This is a genomic window from Massilia sp. CFBP9012, assembly GCF_034045115.1.
Taxonomy (GTDB): domain Bacteria; phylum Pseudomonadota; class Gammaproteobacteria; order Burkholderiales; family Burkholderiaceae_D; genus Telluria.
In genome coordinates this window covers 275,384-291,322 of record NZ_JAXCWM010000005.1, presented here as the reverse complement: position 1 = coordinate 291,322, position 15,939 = coordinate 275,384, and the positions used below count along the sequence as shown (strand labels likewise).

General features: G+C 66.0%; 13 protein-coding genes and 1 tRNA gene. 9 read left to right on the top strand and 5 right to left on the bottom strand.

The window, feature by feature from the left end:
- Positions 1-16: 16 nt before the first annotated feature.
- The 5 genes from hutH to ada all read right to left on the bottom strand — a co-directional run bounded on the left by hutH (position 17) and on the right by ada (position 6,890).
- Positions 17-1,558 (bottom strand): histidine ammonia-lyase, encoded by a 1,542-nt coding sequence (gene hutH, locus SOM61_RS10360; RefSeq protein ID WP_320474006.1) that lies wholly within the window; start codon positions 1,556-1,558, stop codon positions 17-19.
- Between the two features lie 15 nt (positions 1,559-1,573).
- On the bottom strand, positions 1,574-3,283 hold the full coding sequence (hutU, locus tag SOM61_RS10355; RefSeq protein ID WP_320474005.1) for a urocanate hydratase: 1,710 nt from the start codon (positions 3,281-3,283) through the stop codon (positions 1,574-1,576).
- A gap of 92 nt (positions 3,284-3,375) precedes the next feature.
- Complete coding sequence (locus tag SOM61_RS10350) at positions 3,376-5,046, bottom strand: amidohydrolase (RefSeq protein ID WP_320474004.1); 1,671 nt, start codon at positions 5,044-5,046, stop codon at positions 3,376-3,378.
- A gap of 84 nt (positions 5,047-5,130) precedes the next feature.
- Entirely contained in the window at positions 5,131-5,820 is a 690-nt protein-coding gene (locus SOM61_RS10345; protein WP_320474003.1) for a 2OG-Fe(II) oxygenase, read from the bottom strand.
- The gene (gene ada, locus SOM61_RS10340) at positions 5,817-6,890 is read right to left on the bottom strand and encodes a bifunctional DNA-binding transcriptional regulator/O6-methylguanine-DNA methyltransferase Ada (protein WP_320474002.1); all 1,074 of its coding nucleotides are present in this window, start codon (positions 6,888-6,890) and stop codon (positions 5,817-5,819) included. The genes SOM61_RS10345 and ada overlap by 4 nt, the downstream gene beginning before the upstream one ends.
- Before the next feature lie 158 nt (positions 6,891-7,048).
- Between ada and hutC the strand changes: the two genes are divergently transcribed.
- The 9 genes from hutC (at position 7,049) to SOM61_RS10295 (ending at position 15,934) form a co-directional block, all read left to right on the top strand.
- A complete protein-coding gene (hutC, locus tag SOM61_RS10335; RefSeq protein ID WP_320474124.1) occupies positions 7,049-7,750 on the top strand; it encodes a histidine utilization repressor in 702 nt (233 codons plus the stop codon).
- Positions 7,751-7,826: 76 nt separating this feature from the next.
- Positions 7,827-8,234, top strand: a complete 408-nt coding sequence (locus SOM61_RS10330; RefSeq protein WP_320474001.1) for a response regulator transcription factor — start codon at positions 7,827-7,829, stop codon at positions 8,232-8,234.
- A gap of 230 nt (positions 8,235-8,464) precedes the next feature.
- The gene (gene trxA / locus SOM61_RS10325) at positions 8,465-8,791 is read left to right on the top strand and encodes a thioredoxin TrxA (protein ID WP_005665082.1); all 327 of its coding nucleotides are present in this window, start codon (positions 8,465-8,467) and stop codon (positions 8,789-8,791) included.
- Positions 8,792-8,931: 140 nt separating this feature from the next.
- Complete coding sequence (gene rho, locus SOM61_RS10320; protein WP_005665081.1) at positions 8,932-10,194, top strand: transcription termination factor Rho; 1,263 nt, start codon at positions 8,932-8,934, stop codon at positions 10,192-10,194.
- A 362-nt stretch (positions 10,195-10,556) separates the two neighbouring features.
- Positions 10,557-10,826: a type B 50S ribosomal protein L31 gene (locus SOM61_RS10315; protein WP_320474000.1), complete on the top strand. Its 270-nt coding sequence runs from the start codon at positions 10,557-10,559 to the stop codon at positions 10,824-10,826.
- A gap of 112 nt (positions 10,827-10,938) precedes the next feature.
- Entirely contained in the window at positions 10,939-12,660 is a 1,722-nt protein-coding gene (locus SOM61_RS10310; protein ID WP_320473999.1) for an ArnT family glycosyltransferase, read from the top strand.
- Positions 12,661-12,930: 270 nt separating this feature from the next.
- Complete coding sequence (locus tag SOM61_RS10305; RefSeq protein ID WP_320473998.1) at positions 12,931-13,398, top strand: hypothetical protein; 468 nt, start codon at positions 12,931-12,933, stop codon at positions 13,396-13,398.
- 123 nt (positions 13,399-13,521) lie between these two features.
- Positions 13,522-13,606, top strand: a tRNA-Leu gene (locus SOM61_RS10300).
- Positions 13,607-13,729: 123 nt separating this feature from the next.
- Positions 13,730-15,934 carry an O-linked N-acetylglucosamine transferase, SPINDLY family protein gene (locus SOM61_RS10295; RefSeq protein ID WP_320473997.1) on the top strand — a complete coding sequence of 735 codons (2,205 nt, stop codon included), beginning with the start codon at positions 13,730-13,732 and terminating at the stop codon, positions 15,932-15,934.
- Positions 15,935-15,939: the final 5 nt, after the last annotated feature.

Sequence of the window (15,939 nt, the reverse complement as noted above, 5' to 3'; positions counted from 1 at the left end):
CCTCTCCGTTACAGGTTTACGGGTGCAGCACGGTGAACAACTCCTTGCACGACGCCGACAGCGCGCCATCGACCACCAGCTGGCGCGCGGCCTCGATATCGGGCGCGAAGAAGCGGTCTGCATCGTAAGGGGCGACCTGCTGGCGCAGCTGGGCATGCACCGATTCCAGCGTCCCGGAACTCTTCAAAGGGCGGTGGAATTCGATCCCCTGGGCGGCTGCCAGCAGTTCGATCCCGACGATGACCGCCGTATTGTGCGCCATCTGGTCGAGACGGCGCGCAGCGAAGGTCGCCATGCTCACGTGGTCTTCCTGGTTGGCCGACGTCGGCAGGCTGTCGACGCTGGCCGGATGGGCCAGCGACTTGTTTTCCGAGGCCAGCGCGGCAGCGGTCACGTGGGCGATCATGAAGCCGGAGTTCAGGCCCGGTTCGCGCACCAGGAAGGCCGGCAGGCCGGACAGGTTGGCGTCGATCAGCAGCGCGATGCGGCGCTCGGCCAGCGCGCCGATCTCGGCGATCGCCAGCGCCAGCGTGTCGGCGGCGAAGGCCACCGGCTCGGCGTGGAAGTTGCCGCCAGAGATGATTTCTCCGCCCTCGAACAGCAGGGGATTGTCGGTCACCGCATTCGCCTCGATCAGCAGGGTGCGGCCGGCATTGGCGATCAGGTCCATCACGGCGCCCATCACCTGCGGCTGGCAGCGCAGGCTGTACGGGTCTTGCACCCGCTCGTCGCCCACCAGGTGCGAAGCGCGGATGGCGCTGCCGGCCACCAGTTCGCGGTAGATCTTCGCCGCCGCGATCTGGCCCGGCTGGCCGCGCACCGCGTGGATGCGCGGATCGAACGGCGCATCGCTGCCGCGCGCGGCATCGACCGACAGCGAGCCGGTGACCATCGCGGCCTCCAGCAGGCGTTCGGCCATGAACAGGCCGTGAAGCGCCAGCGCGGTCGAGACCTGCGTGCCGTTGATCAGGGCCAGGCCCTCTTTCGCCGCCAGCGTCACCGGTTCGATGCCGGCCTCGCGCAGCGCGTCGCTGGCCTCGACCAGCACGCCGTTGTGGCGCACCGGGCCCACGCCCAGCATCGCCAGCGTCATATGGGCCAGCGGCGCCAGGTCGCCCGAGGCGCCGACCGAACCCTGACAGGGAATGGCCGGCATGATGTTGGCGTTGTACAGGGCGATCAGGGTCTCGACGATCACCGGACGCACACCCGAATAGCCGCGCGCCAGGCTGCCGATCTTGGTCAAGAGGATCAGGCGCACGATGGTGTCCGACAGCAGTTCGCCGGTGCCGACCGAGTGCGACAGGATCAGGTTGCGCTGCAGGGTAGCCAGTTGGTCGTTCGGGATATGGGCCTTGGCCAGGATGCCGAAGCCGGTGTTGATGCCATAGGCCGGGTCTCCCTTGGCGACGATGGCATCGACCGTGGCGGCCGATGCCGCAATGGCGTCCCAGGCGTCGGCCGCCAGGCTCAAAGGCTGGCGCGCGGCCCACATGGCGCGCAGGTCGGCGAGCGCCATCTGGCCTGGTTGCAGGGTGAAGTTATTGGTGTCGTTCATCAGCTTGTGCTCGCGTTACTTGATCATTGGGAGGTTCAGGCCATTGCGCTTGGCGCAGTCGATGGCGCTGTCATAGCCGGCGTCGGCGTGGCGCATCACGCCCGAGGCGCTGTCGTTCACCAGCACCCGCGCCAGGCGCTTGGCTGCGGCGTCGGTGCCGTCGGCCACGATCACCACGCCGGAATGCTGCGAGTAACCCATGCCCACGCCGCCGCCATGGTGCAGCGAGACCCAGGTGGCGCCGCCGGCCGTGTTCAGCAAGGCGTTCAGCAGCGGCCAGTCGGACACCGCATCGGTGCCGTCGCGCATGGCCTCGGTTTCACGATTCGGGCTGGCCACCGAGCCGGTGTCCAGGTGGTCGCGGCCGATCACGATCGGCGCCTTCAACTCGCCCGTGCGCACCATCTCGTTGAAGGCCAGGCCGGCCAGGTGGCGCTCGCCCAGGCCCAGCCAGCAGATGCGCGCCGGCAGGCCCTGGAAGGCGATCCGTTCGTTTGCCATGTCGAGCCAGCGGTGCACCCGCGCGTCGTGCGGGAACAGTTCCTTGATCTTGGCATCGGTTTTATGGATGTCTTCCGGGTCGCCCGACAGTGCCACCCAGCGGAACGGGCCGCGGCCCTCGCAGAACTGCGGCCGGATATACGCCGGCACGAAGCCCGGAAAGTCGAAGGCATCCCGCACGCCCTCGTCCTTGGCCACCTGGCGGATATTGTTGCCGTAGTCGACGGCATGGGCGCCAAGCGCCTTGAAGTCGAGGATGGCGCGCACGTGGATCGCGCACGATGCCGCCGCTTCCGCCTTCAGGCGCGGGTGCTGCGTAGGATCCTGCTGCGCCGCCTTCCACTGATCGACGCTCCAGCCGATCGGCAGGTAGCCGTTGATCAGGTCATGGGCCGAGGTCTGGTCGGTGACCAGGTCCGGCACCAGGCCGCCCTCTTTCGCGCGGCGCACCAGTTCCGGCAGCACCTCGGCCGCATTGCCGAGCAGGCCGATCGAGATGGCGTCGCGCGCGTCCTTGTGCTGGCGGATCATGGCCAGCGCCTCGTCGATGTCGCGCGCCTGCTTGTCCAGGTAGCGGGTGCGCAGGCGGAAGTCGATGCTGCTCTGCTGGCATTCGACGGTCAGCGAGACGGCGCCGGCGAAGGTGGCGGCCAGCGGCTGGGCGCCGCCCATGCCGCCCAGGCCCGCGGTCAACACCCAGCGGCCCGCCATATCGCCGCCGAAGTGCTGGCGTCCCGCTTCGGCGAAGGTTTCATAGGTACCCTGCACGATGCCCTGGGTGCCGATATAGATCCAGCTGCCGGCCGTCATCTGGCCGTACATGAACAGGCCCTTGCGATCGAGTTCGTTGAAGTGTTCCCAGTCGGCCCATTTCGGCACCAGGTTCGAGTTCGCCAGCAGCACGCGTGGCGCATCCGGGTGGGTCTGGAACACGCCGACCGGCTTGCCGGACTGGATCAGGAGGGTCTGGTCATCCTCGAGTGTGCGCAGCGAGGCCAGGATTTGGTCATAGCACTCCCAGTTGCGGGCGGCGCGGCCGATGCCGCCATAGACCACCAGGCGTTGCGGGTTTTCCGCGACCTCGGCGTCGAGGTTGTTCTGGATCATGCGGTAGGCGGCTTCGGTCAGCCAGCTCTTGCAACTGAGCTGGCTGCCGCGCGGGGCCTGGATGACGCGGGCGGGGTCGAAACGCGGGTCGTCCAGGGGACGGGTATCTTGGGACATGGCGGCTCCTTCGGTCGGTGACACGGCGCACGCCAGCGGCGCGCGCCGTAAAGCTGCTCTGAAGTCTAGGTTGTCTATACAACCTCGTCAAATCATTTCTTGAATACCTGACGGCCGGCTACCCACGTCTCCAATACGCCGGTCTTGTGAATGTCATAGGTCGGCATGCGGAACAGGTCCTGGTCGATCACGATGAAGTCGGCCTGCTTGCCCGGCTCCAGCGAACCCAGGTCTTTTTCCTGGTGCCCGGCGTAAGCGGCATCGAGCGTAAAGCAGCGGAAGGCTTCCTTGAGCGACATCGCCTGGTTCGGATACCAGCCGGCCACCGGCTGCCCCTGCGCATCCTGGCGCGTGACGGCGGCGTGGATGCCGAAGAACGGGTTCGGCGACTCGACCGGGAAGTCCGAACCGCAGGCGATGCGCGAGCCCTGGTGCAGGAAGCTGCGCCAGGCGTAGGCGCCCTTGATGCGGTCCGGCCCGATGCGGGTCTCGGCCATGTTCTTGTCCGAGGTCGCGTGGGTCGGCTGCATCGATGGGATGATGTCCAGCGTCTTGAAGCGCGGGATGTCGGCGGGCGTTACGACCTGGGCGTGCTCGATGCGGTGACGTTGCGCACCGCTCTGCGTCGCCTTCAGTTCCTTTTGATAGATGTCGAGAATCTGCTTGTTGCCGGCGTCGCCGATCGCGTGGACGTTGACCTGGTAGCCGCGGCGCATGGCCTTGGCCATCATGGCATCCATCTGCGCGGTCTTGTAGAACAACAGGCCGTGCGAATGCGACTCGTCGCTGTAGGGCTTGATCAGGGCCGCGCCGCGGCTGCCCAGCGCGCCGTCCGAATACAGCTTTACTGAACGCAGCGCATACATGCCGTTGCCGTAATCCTTCAGCGGGCCCTTGGCGGCCAGCTGGTCGAAGTCCTTGTCGGTGCCGGCGATCATGCCGTACACGCGGGTGGTCAGCTTGCCCTGATCCGCATAGGCGCGGTACAGGCGGTCCTGGGCCACGTCGACGCCGGCGTCGTGCACGCTGGTCAGTCCCACGCGCGCCAGTTCGGCCAGCGCGCGGTCGAGCATCAGGCGACCCTCGGCCTCGGTCTGCTGTGGCAGCACCTTGGTCAGCAGTTCCTGGGCGGTGTCAACCAGCACGCCGGTCGCCTCGCCGTTGGCGTCGCGCACGATCTTGCCGCCGACCGGGTCCGGCGTCGATTTCGTGATGCCGGCCAGCGCCAGCCCGCGGCTATTGGTCCAGCCGGCGTGGCCGTCGACGCGCTCCAGCCATACCGGGCGGTCCTTGATAACGCCGTCGAGTTCCTGCGCGGTCGGGAAGCGGCCCAGCTTCCAGTTTTCCTGGTTCCAGCCGCGGCCGCGGATCCATTCATGGCCAGCGTTCGCGCGCGCGTAGTCGCCGATCGACTTCAGGGCGCCGTCCAGCGAGGTGCTGTGGAACAGGTCAAGCTGGGTCAGTTGCTGGCCCAGGCCGAACACGTGACCATGGGCGTCGATCAGGCCCGGCAGCAGGGTGCGGCCTCCCATGTCGACGCGCTTCGCGTTCGGCGCTTTCGCTGCGACGTCGGCGCCGCTGCCGACGGCGAGGATGCGACCCTTGTCGTCGAAGGCGATCGCGGTGAACTGGACCAGCTCACCTTTCCCGTTCAGGGTATAGCCGTTGGCATTGTCGATCAGGGTATCGGCATGTGCCGACAGGCTGCCGAGGGCAGCCAGGACGAGTAGGGAACACTGCAGGGATATCTGGCGCGCGCGCATGCTTTTTTTCTCTCTCCGAAATGGGTTTCCGCGCTTCGTGGGCACGGTTCGACAGAGTGTACTGCATGCGTGGGCGGCGGCCCTTCAGGTGGCGTCGTGGAAGATGATCCCCAGGGTATGGCGCAGGCCCTGCCGCACCCGGCTGACGCCATGCCGCATCGCCACCCGATAGACGCCGCGCGTGCCCTGCACCGGCCGCTGGTTGACGGCGAAGACGACGGCGTCGCCCTGATCGAGGCTCACCACTTCGGCGCGCGACTGCATGCGCGGCCGCTGCTCGGTGAGCACGAATTGGCCGCCATCGAAGTCTTCGCCGGGCCGCGACAGCAGCACCGCCACCTGCAGCGGAAACACCTGCTCGCCATACAGGTCCTGGTGCAGGCAGTTGTAGTCGCCGGCGCGGTAGCGCAGCAGCAGCGGCGTCGGACGCAGCTGGCCGGCCGCGTGGCACGTCGCCAGGAAATCGGCGTGGTCGCTTGGGAAGCGCACATCCAGCCCGAGCGCCGCCTGCCAGCGGTTGGCGATGCGCGCCAGCGGCGGATACAGGCTGGCGCGCAGCGCGGCCAACGGCTCCGGCAGCGGATACCCGAAATACTGGTATTCGCCGCGGCCGAAGCCGTGGCGCTCCATCACCACCCGGCTGCGAAAGCGCTGCGGCTCGTCGTAGGCGGCAATGAAGCGCGCGCAGTGGCGCGCATCGAGCAGGCCCGGAATCACGGCGCAGCCGGCGGCGTCGAGCTGGACGCCGACGTCGTCCCAATCGATGACGGTCACTGCTCTGCCTCACGCTCGAGCAACGTGCGCTTGCGCTCGATCCCCCAGCGGTAGCCGGACAGCGCGCCGCCGGTACGCACCACGCGGTGACAGGGAATCGCCACCGCCACTGGATTGGCGGCGCAGGCGCCGGCCACGGCGCGCGCGCCATCGGGCACGCCGACCCGTTCGGCCAGTTCGGCATAGGTCACGGTCTGGCCCGAGGGAATCGCACGCAGCGCCTGCCACACGCGCTGCTGGAAGGCGGTGCCGCGCACGTCGAGCGGCAGCTCCAGGCCAATGCGCGGTTGCTCGACCAGGCCGATCACCAGCGCCACGGTGCGCTCGAAGCCTTCTTCGGCGCCGCGCAGCTCGGCCTTGGGAAAGCGCGCCTGCAGGTCTTCCACCAGCGGTTCCGGTTGGTCGCCCATCAGGATCGCGCAGATGCCGCGCCCGGTGGCCGCGACCAGGATCGCGCCCAGCGAGCATTCGGCCACGGCAAAGCGGATCGTCTCGCCCTGCCCGCCGGCGCGGTAATTCGACGGCTGCATGCCCAGCACCTCGTTCGACGCCGCATAGAAGCGCCCGCTGGAGCCATAGCCGGCGCAGTACAGGGCGTCGGTGACCGAGGCGCCCCCCTCCAGTTCCTGGCGCACCCGGGCGCCGCGCCTGGCCGCGGCATAGGCCTTGGGCGTGATCCCGGTCTGGGACTTGAACACGCGGTGGAAGTGAAAGCGGCTCATGCCGGCGGCCTGGGCCAGGGTATCCAGGTCGGGTTCCTCCTCCGCTTCCTCGATCAGGCGGCAGGCGCGCGCCACCGCCTCGCGCTGGCGCTCGGCCAGCGGCGGCAGATGCGGCGCGCAGCGCAGGCAGGGCCGGAAGCCCGCCGCCTCGGCCGCCTGGCTGCTGGCATGGAAGGCGACGTTGGCGCGGCGGGCAGCACGTGACGGGCACGAGGGCCGGCAATAAACGCCGGTGGTGCGCACCGAATAATAGAAACTGCCGTCAGCGCCGGCATCGCGCCGCTGCACGGCGTCCCAGCGCGCATCGTCGCCGATACTGTCGATGTCGTTCCGATCCGTTGTCGTCATGATGGTGTCCTCCTTCAGCAATAGCGCCATCCTGAAGCCGCCGCCGCCAGGCCGCACTCCGGGTCTTGCTTTCGAATCGCGGTGCTAGAATCGGGCTTGGGTCCCAGAGGCCAGGCATTCGGAGATTGAGTTTGGAAGCACAGACCGCGCAAGAGAGCATGCAGGAAAAGTCGCCCATTTTCCAGCAGATCAAGGATTACCTGGTTGGCGAAATCGCTTCCGGCCGTTGGAAGGAAGGCGAACTGGTGCCCTCGGAGCAGGCGCTGGTGCGCCAGTTCGGCGTATCGCGCATGACCGTCAACCGCGCCGTGCGCGAACTCACCGCCGAGCAGGTGCTGGTGCGGCGCCAGGGCTCGGGCACCTATGTCGCCCCCCAGAAGTACCAGGGCACGCTGGTCGAGATCCGCAATATCGCCGACGAGATCCGCGCGCGCGGCAAGCTGCACACCAGCCGCGTGCTGGCGCTGGAGGCAAGAAGCGCCGACGACACGCTGGCCGCCGAGTTCGACCTGGAGCCGGATGCCACCCTGTTCCACTCGCTGATCGTCCACTTCGAGAACGAGGCGCCGGTCCAGCTCGAAGACCGCTGGGTCAACCCGGTCTGCGCCCCGGCTTACCTGGAGCAGGATTTTTCCCGCATCACGCCCAACGAGCACCTGATGGCGACGGCGCCGCTGCAGGGGGCCACCTATACGATAGAGGCCCAGCCGGCGCCAGAGGAAGAGGCGCGCCTGCTGGCGGTCAAGGCCGGCGCCCCGTGCCTGGTGCTGCACCGGCGCACCACCTCGGCCGGCCGTGTGGCGTCGGTGGCCACCATGTGGCATCCGGGGCACCTGGCGCGCTTCACGGGCAGCGTTTGATAAATAAATACAGATTCGGACAACCCGGCTTGCCAGTTTTTCGCGATAATGGCCGTCGATCTACCCATTCCAGATAATGACGAACATGCCTCCCGACGCCATCGACTCGCCTTCCGCGCTACTGCGCGTGCTGGTGCTCGACGACGACCATCTGCTATTGGAGGTGATGCGCGAGATGCTGGCCGCTTGCGGGCCGTGCGAGATCGTCCTCGAACTCGATGCGCGCCAGGCCCTGGCCCGGCTCGACGAAGCCATGCCCGACGTCCTGATCTGCGACCTGGTGCTGCCCGAGATGGACGGCATCGAGTTCCTGCAGGCCGCGGCCAGCCTGGGCTATGCCGGCAAGGTGATCCTGCTGTCGGCCCTCGAGGACGAGGTGCGCGAGGCGGCCGCCGAACTGGCGCGCGCCCTCGGCCTGCGGGTGGTAGGCTCGTTCCGCAAGCCTCTCATGCCCCAGCAATTGCGCCATGCGCTGGCATGTTGAGATTTTGTACAAAGCCCCGAACACTTTTTAAAAAAATGGGGTATTATTCGCCTCATTCCCCGCCTGACACCCTCTAGCCGTTCTTCCAATATTGAAATTCGCACACAGTGCCTCCACCATTGTGTAGCAGCAATATTTGGCAAGGCAGTACACACGGTAGCCGGTCGAGACATTCCGCATGACTAGTCTCAAGGCGTTAATAACGATTCTTACCTCACATTGAGGAAACCATGAGCGAAAACATCAAACACATCAGCGATGCATCCTTCGAAGCCGACGTGCTCAAGTCCGAGCAGCCGGTGCTGGTCGATTTCTGGGCCGAGTGGTGCGGTCCTTGCAAGATGATTGCCCCGATCCTGGAAGAAGTAGCCAAGGAATACGCAGGCAAGATCACGATCGCCAAGATGGACGTCGATGCGAACCAGGCCGTGCCGGCCCAGTTCGGCATCCGTGGCATCCCGACCCTGATCCTGTTCAAGAATGGCCAGGTTGCAGCCCAGAAAGTCGGCGCAGTCGCCAAGGGTCCGCTGACCGCTTTCATCGACAGCAACATCTGATACAAGTAATATAGCGGCGACGGCGCGCCCGCGCAGTCGCCACGCAGTCACAATATTGGCCGGGAGTCACCCTCCCGCCTCGATTAACCCACGCAGTCCCCTCCCCTACCTAATTCACCCGTCACGGGTCACCCACACACATGCATTTATCTGAACTGAAGGCGATGCACGTTTCCGCGCTGCTGGAAATGGCAATCGGCCTCGACATCGACAACGCAGCCCGCCTGCGCAAACAGGAACTGATGTTCGCGATCCTGAAGAAGCGCGCCAAGCAGGGCGAGCAGATCTTCGGCGACGGCGCCCTCGAGGTGCTGCCGGACGGTTTCGGTTTCCTGCGCTCGCCGGACGCGAGCTATATGGCTTCGACCGACGACATCTATATCTCGCCGTCGCAGATCCGTCGTTTCAACTTGCATACGGGTGACTCGATCGAAGGTGAAGTGCGTACGCCGAAGGACGGCGAGCGTTACTTTGCACTGGTCAAGGTCGACAAGGTCAATGGCGAATCGCCGGAAGCGTCGAAGCACCGCATCCTGTTCGAGAACCTGACCCCGCTGCACCCGAACGAGCCGCTGCGCCTGGAGCGCGACATGAACGGCGCCGAGAACATCACCGGCCGCATCGTCGACCTGATCTCGCCAATCGGCAAGGGCCAGCGCGGCCTGCTGGTGGCGTCGCCGAAGTCCGGCAAATCGGTCATGCTGCAGCACATCGCGCATGCGATCACCGCGAACCACCCCGACGTGACCCTGATCGTGCTGCTGATCGACGAACGTCCGGAAGAAGTGACCGAGATGCAGCGTTCGGTGCGCGGCGAAGTCGTCGCCTCGACCTTCGACGAACCGGCCACCCGCCACGTGCAGGTTGCCGAGATGGTGCTCGAGAAAGCCAAGCGCCTGGTCGAAATGAAGAAGGACGTGGTCATCCTGCTGGACTCGATCACCCGCCTGGCGCGCGCCTACAACACCGTGATCCCGGCCTCGGGCAAGGTGCTGACCGGTGGTGTCGACGCCAACGCGCTGCAGCGTCCGAAGCGCTTCTTCGGCGCAGCCCGTAACGTCGAGGAAGGCGGCTCGCTGACCATCGTCGCGACCGCGCTGATCGAGACCGGCTCGCGCATGGACGACGTGATCTACGAAGAATTCAAGGGCACCGGCAATATGGAGGTGCACCTGGAGCGCCGCCTGGCCGAGAAGCGTGTTTATCCGGCGATCAACCTGAACAAATCGGGCACCCGCCGCGAAGAGCTGCTGATCAAGCCCGACCAGCTGCAGAAAATCTGGATCCTGCGCAAGCTGCTGTACTCGATGGACGAGATCGAGGCGATGGAGTTCATCCTCGACAAGATGCGCGCGACCAAGAACAATGTCGAGTTCTTCGACATGATGCGCCGCGGCGGTTGATCCGCCTGCGTCGATCGCGCGAAAGCGGCCTGCGGGCCGCTTTTTTGTTTTGTTATGTGAGTATCGCTAACGCCATTCCGCCGATATCGCCCGCCCGTCGTTCCCGCGCAGGCGGGAACCTAAGGTTTTTGCGCTGCCGGCCAAGTCAAACGTCGTCACGGCGCATGCAGACTTGGGTTCCCGCCTCCGCGGGAACGACGTCGATAGGGCGACAATGGAATGTGTATAGTTTGCCTGCCACGCAAAACCAATTTATAATCTCCGGTTCAGTCCAACCCCTGGCAAGTGATCGGCAATCGGGTCAAGAAGCAGGACGACCGCCGAAGTGCTGTTTGGCTACCAACTCAATAGAAAGCAATACCATGAAGACCGATATCCATCCAGATTACCGCGAAGTCGTCTTCCACGACCTGTCGTGCGACTTCAAATTCATCACCCGTTCGACCATCAACACCCGCGAAACGATCAATCACGAAGGTAAAGACTACCCACTGATCAAGATCGAGGTGTCGGCTGAGTCGCACCCGTTCTTCACCGGCAAGCACAAGATCGTCGACACCGCTGGTCGCGTCGAAAAATTCCGCCAGAAGTTCGGCGCAGTCGGCTCGAAGACCTCGGTCGCCAACGGCTAATTGCCGCAGTAGATTCTTCGAAGCCTCCGGGCTTCGTCAAAGAAGCCGCCTCAGCGGCTTCTTTTTTTTTCGCAGCTATACTAAGCAGTTATTCCATCCATCCGATTTGCCGATGAAACCAGTCCGTCTTCCCGCCGCCGCCACCCTGGCGCTGCCCCGCTGGGCCCTGCTCGCGCTGGGCATGCTGTACATCCTGCCCGGCATCATCGGCCGCGATTTGTGGAAGGAAGACGCCGGCAGCTTCGGCATCATGTGGACCATGGCGCATGGCGGCCTGGATGACTGGCTGTACCCGAACATCGCCGGCCTGGCCAGCGTCGACGAGGGCCCGCTGGCCTTCTGGCTGGGCGCCATCTGCATCAAGCTGTTCGGCTGGATCCTGGGCGACGTGCTGGCCGCGCGCGTCTCGACCATCGCCATCTTCGCGCTGGGCACGATGTCGCTGTGGTACACCGCCTTCCATCTTGGACGGCGCGCCGAGGCGCAGCCGCTGCGCCTGGCCTTCGGCGGCCAGCCCGAGCCCGACGATTACGGCCGCACGCTGGGCGACACCGCCGTCCTGATCTATCTCGGCAGCCTGGGCCTGCTGCTGCAAAGCCACCTGACCCTGGCCGCCACCCTGCAGGGCGCGCTGCTGGCCTATTTCCTGTACCGCGCCGTGCGCTACGTCGAGCACACCAGCACCCGCAACGCGGTGCTGGTCGGCCTCGCCCTGGGCGCCCTGACGCTAACCCAGGGCTTCCTGCCGCCGCTGGTGCTGATCGTGGCCCTGTTCGCCTGCACCCGCTACCTCGACATGCCCGCCGGCCAGGCGCTGCGCCACCTGCTGGTGGCGGCCGGCGTCGGCGTCGGCCTGACCATGGTGTGGATCCTGCCTGCCATCATCGTGCAGCCGTATGGCCTGCCGCCGGTGGCCGATTGGCTGGCCTGGAACGGGGCGCAGTTCGGCCTGCCCGGCTGGGTTGCGGTCAAGACCTTCTTCCGCACGGGCGTCTGGTTCTTCTGGCCGGCCTGGCCATTCGCGCTCTGGGCGGTCTGGGCCTGGCGCCGCCAGCAGCAGATGCTGCACATCGTGCTGCCGGTGTTCTTCTTCCTGGCCCTGGTGCTGCAGCTGCTGTGCGACCCGGTGCCCGAGAACAGCGACTTCCTCAAGATGCTGCCGCCGCTGGCCCTGATGGCCGCCTTCGGCCTGCCGACCATGAAGCGCGGCGCGATCAACGCCATCGACTGGTTCTCGGTGATGGTGCTGACCATGCTGGGCGCCACCATCTGGCTGTTCTGGATCGCCAAGCTGACCGGCTGGCCGGCCCAGCTGGCCAAGAACGCGCTCAAGCTGGTGCCCGGTTTCACGCCCGAAATCGGCATCGTCACCTTCACAGTGGCGGCCGCCGCCAGCGTGGGCTGGGTCGTGCTGGTGCACTGGCGCCTGTCGCGCCAGCCATCGGTGCTGTGGCGCGCGGTGGTGCTGTCGTCGGGCGGCCTGATCCTGCTGTGGGTGCTCCTGATGACGCTGTTCCTGCCTGACCTGAACTACGGCAAGAGCTACGCCGGCGTGGCCCAGCAGATCGCGGCGCGCCTGCCGGCCGACACCGACTGCATCGAGACCAATGTCGGCCCGGCCCAGCGCGCTTCGCTGGCCTATTACGGACGCCTGCCCTTCGTGAGCCTGGCCGGCGACAAGTGCGACTATGTGCTGCTGCAAGACAGCCTGCGCAACCGCAACGACCGCGCGCTGCTGCGCAAATGGGGCGTGCGCAACACGATCCCGCTGTGGGAAGGCCGGCGCGCCTCCGACCGCGACGAGCGCTTCAGGCTGTTCCGCCGCAGCCAATAAGATGCACCTCGACAAGCCGCACACCGTGCGGCTTGTTTCGTTATGAGGCCTGCGAGCAACGATATTCACCTGTGCGCGGCAAGTGTTGCCAATATGAGAACCTGTTCGCAAAGGATGCGTGTTTGCGTGGAGTCAAGCACCGGCCTGGTGGCGCTCGTCACAATGTGTGAGTCGATGCAGATCAATTACCAGGCTGAATGGGGTGTTGCGTCAGTTTAAGTACAGGCCAACATGGACCGTTGCACAAGATGCTGTGAGGGAGAGATCACCATGAAAAGTGTGACGTTTTCAGAGATCGTGCGCGTCCGGGAGCGGCCCGGATTTCTACGGCGCATCGACACCTGGCGCCAGTCCCTGCCCTGGGCGCTGACCCTGATGGGCGGCCTGCCGCTGCTGGTGCTGGCGCTGCACCTGATCGACCCCGGCACGCCGCTGCCCTTCCTGGTGCTGCCGGCCATCCTGGGCGGCTTGCTGCCGGTGTATATGCTCGGGCCTGGCCGCTTCGAGATGCGCACCCGCTTCGATGCCCACTACATGATCAACACGCTCGACGAAGCGCTCGGCACGCTGGGCTACCGGCGCACTGCTGCCGACAGCACCAGCATCCGCTACTTCCGCCCGCGCCCATGGCTGCGCGGGCAAGAAGGCGCGATCAATGTCGCGGTGCGCGAGCATGTGCTGGAGATCGTCGGGCCGGTGGGGAGTTTGCGGTTGCTGCAGCATCGGATTGCGCGCTGAGCCATGGCGCCCGGCCCGGGTTGGGGGCTTGCCCAAGGGCAGCCGCATGCCGGGTTGTGCCAATTTCTTGCGCACACTGGTCAGTTGTGCGCGCCATGTGCTAAGATGCGCCCCTGCTATTGGGCCTCTGTGGCGGAATTGGTAGACGCACTTGACTCAAAATCAAGCGCCGTAAGGCGTGCCGGTTCGATTCCGGCCGGAGGCACCAGCCCAGCAAGTTAGAAACCCGCATCCCTCACCGGACCAGCGGGTTTTTTGTTGTCCAGCCCGGCCTATGGCACGAGATACAGCCTCCTTGACCCTCGCCCGCGTCTTACCCTAATGTATCGGCATGAGCACGCTCCCACCCAGCGCTGACGTCCGCCAGATCGTCGACCAGGCCATGCAGGCCGCACACCACGAAACCGAGGCGGGCAACGTCGACCAGGCGCTCGCCCTGTACGGGGCGGTGCTCGATCTCCAACCCGGCCACGCCGGCGCCCACCACGCCGTGGCCGTGCTGGCCATCCGCGCCGGGGATGCCGAGGTCGCGATGCCCCATTTCGCCGCCGCCCTGGAAGCCGACCCCGACCAGGAGGCCCACTGGCTGGCCTATCTCGACGCCCTGATCGCGGCGCGCCAGTTTTCCGCCGCCGCGCAATTGCTCCAGCTCGGCCGGACCCACGGCCTGCAAGGACCGGTCATCGACGACATCGAACGGCAGCTGGCAAGCTCGGGCGCGCCCGACAGCGCCGAGATCGACGCCGCCGCAGCGCTGTTCGCCGAGGGACGCAGCGAAGAAGCGTACGAGGTCGCGCGCGCGCTGGTCGAGCGCTTCCCCCAGCACCCATTCGGCTGGAAATTATTGGGCGGCATTTATCACCGGCGGGGCGAGGCGCAGGGCGCCCTGCATGCGATGGCGATGTCCGCCAGGTTCGACGACGACGATCTCGAAACGCTCAACAACCTGGGCACGCTGCTGATGCGCGCCAACCGGCTGGACGAGGCCGAGAACGTGCTGCGGCGCGTGATCGCGCGGCAGCCCGGGAATGTGGATACCCTTAACCAGCTGGCCATCACCCTGTCTGAGCAAGGGAACCTGTCCGAAGGGTATGCCACCGCCACCGCGGCGCTGGCGCTCGATCCGCAGCATGAGAATTCCACCATCACACTCGCGCTGATCTTGCAGGCCCAGGGCCGGGCGGCCGAAGCGGTGGCTGCCTATCGCACATTGCTGAAGCGACGCCCGGAGAATATCGGCGCCCGCAGCAATATGTTGTTTTGCATGAACGAAATACCCGGGCTCACGCCGGACGCGCTGTTCCGCGAGCACCTGCACTATGGCGAGCTGGTCGAACGCAACACCGCGCCGTCGCTCCACTGGGACAACACGCCCGAGCCGGAGCGGCGCCTGCGCATCGGCTTCGTGTCGGGCGACCTGCGCAACCATGCGGTCGCCGCCTTCATCGAGCCGGTATTCGAGCGCCTGGGACAGCGTCCCGGACTGGCGCTGCATGCCTACTACAACCATAGCCTGAATGACTCGGTCACCGCGCGCCTGCGCGGCCACCTGCCGCATTGGCGCGACATCACCGAACTCGACGACGATGCGCTGGCGCGGCTGGTGCGCGCCGACGGCATCGACATCCTGATCGATCTGTCCGGCCACACTTCCTTCAACCGGCTGCCCGCCTTCGCGCGCCGGCTGGCGCCCGTACAGGCATCCTGGCTGGGTTATCCCGGCACCACCGGCCTGGCGGCCATGGATTACTACCTGGCCGACCGCAAATTCCTGCCGCACGGACAGTATGACCACCTGTTCTCGGAGAAACTGCTGCAGTTGCCAATGTCGATACCCTTCCACCCGGTCACGAGCGCGCCCGACGTCGGCCCGCTGCCCGCCCTGGCCAACGGCCATGTCACGTTCGGCAGCTTCAACCGTCTCAGCAAGTTCAACCGCGAAGTGATCCAGGCTTGGGGGACGCTGCTGCGCGCCCTGCCCGATGCGCGGCTGCTGGTGGCCGGGATGCCCGAGCAGGACGACCTTGCACAGCTGCGCGCCTGGCTGGACCAGGAAGGCATCGCCGCGCACCGCGTCGATTTCCATGGCCGCATCGCGATGCACGACTACCTGGCGCTGCACGGGCAGGTCGACCTGTGCCTCGACACCTTCCCCTACACGGGCGGCACCACGACCATGCACGCCGGCTGGATGGGCGTGCCGACCCTGACCCTGGATGCAGGCACCGTGAGCGGACGGCAAACCGCCTGCATCCTCGAGCATTGGGGGTTGCACCATTTCGTCGCGCACGGCGTCGACGATTTCGTCGCCAAGGGCTTGGCCATCTGCACCGACCTGCCTGCGCTGGCGGCGGTGCGCGCCACGCTGCGCGAACGCTATGCGCTGCCCACATCGGACTCCAGGACCCGGGTCGCCGACGGCATCGAGCACGCGCTGCGCCTGATCTGGCGCCGCTGGTGCCAGGGACTGCCGCCACAAAGCTTCGAGGCGACGCTGCCGCCATCCCCCTCCGACGCCACACCCCGATCGGCGTAGCCCGG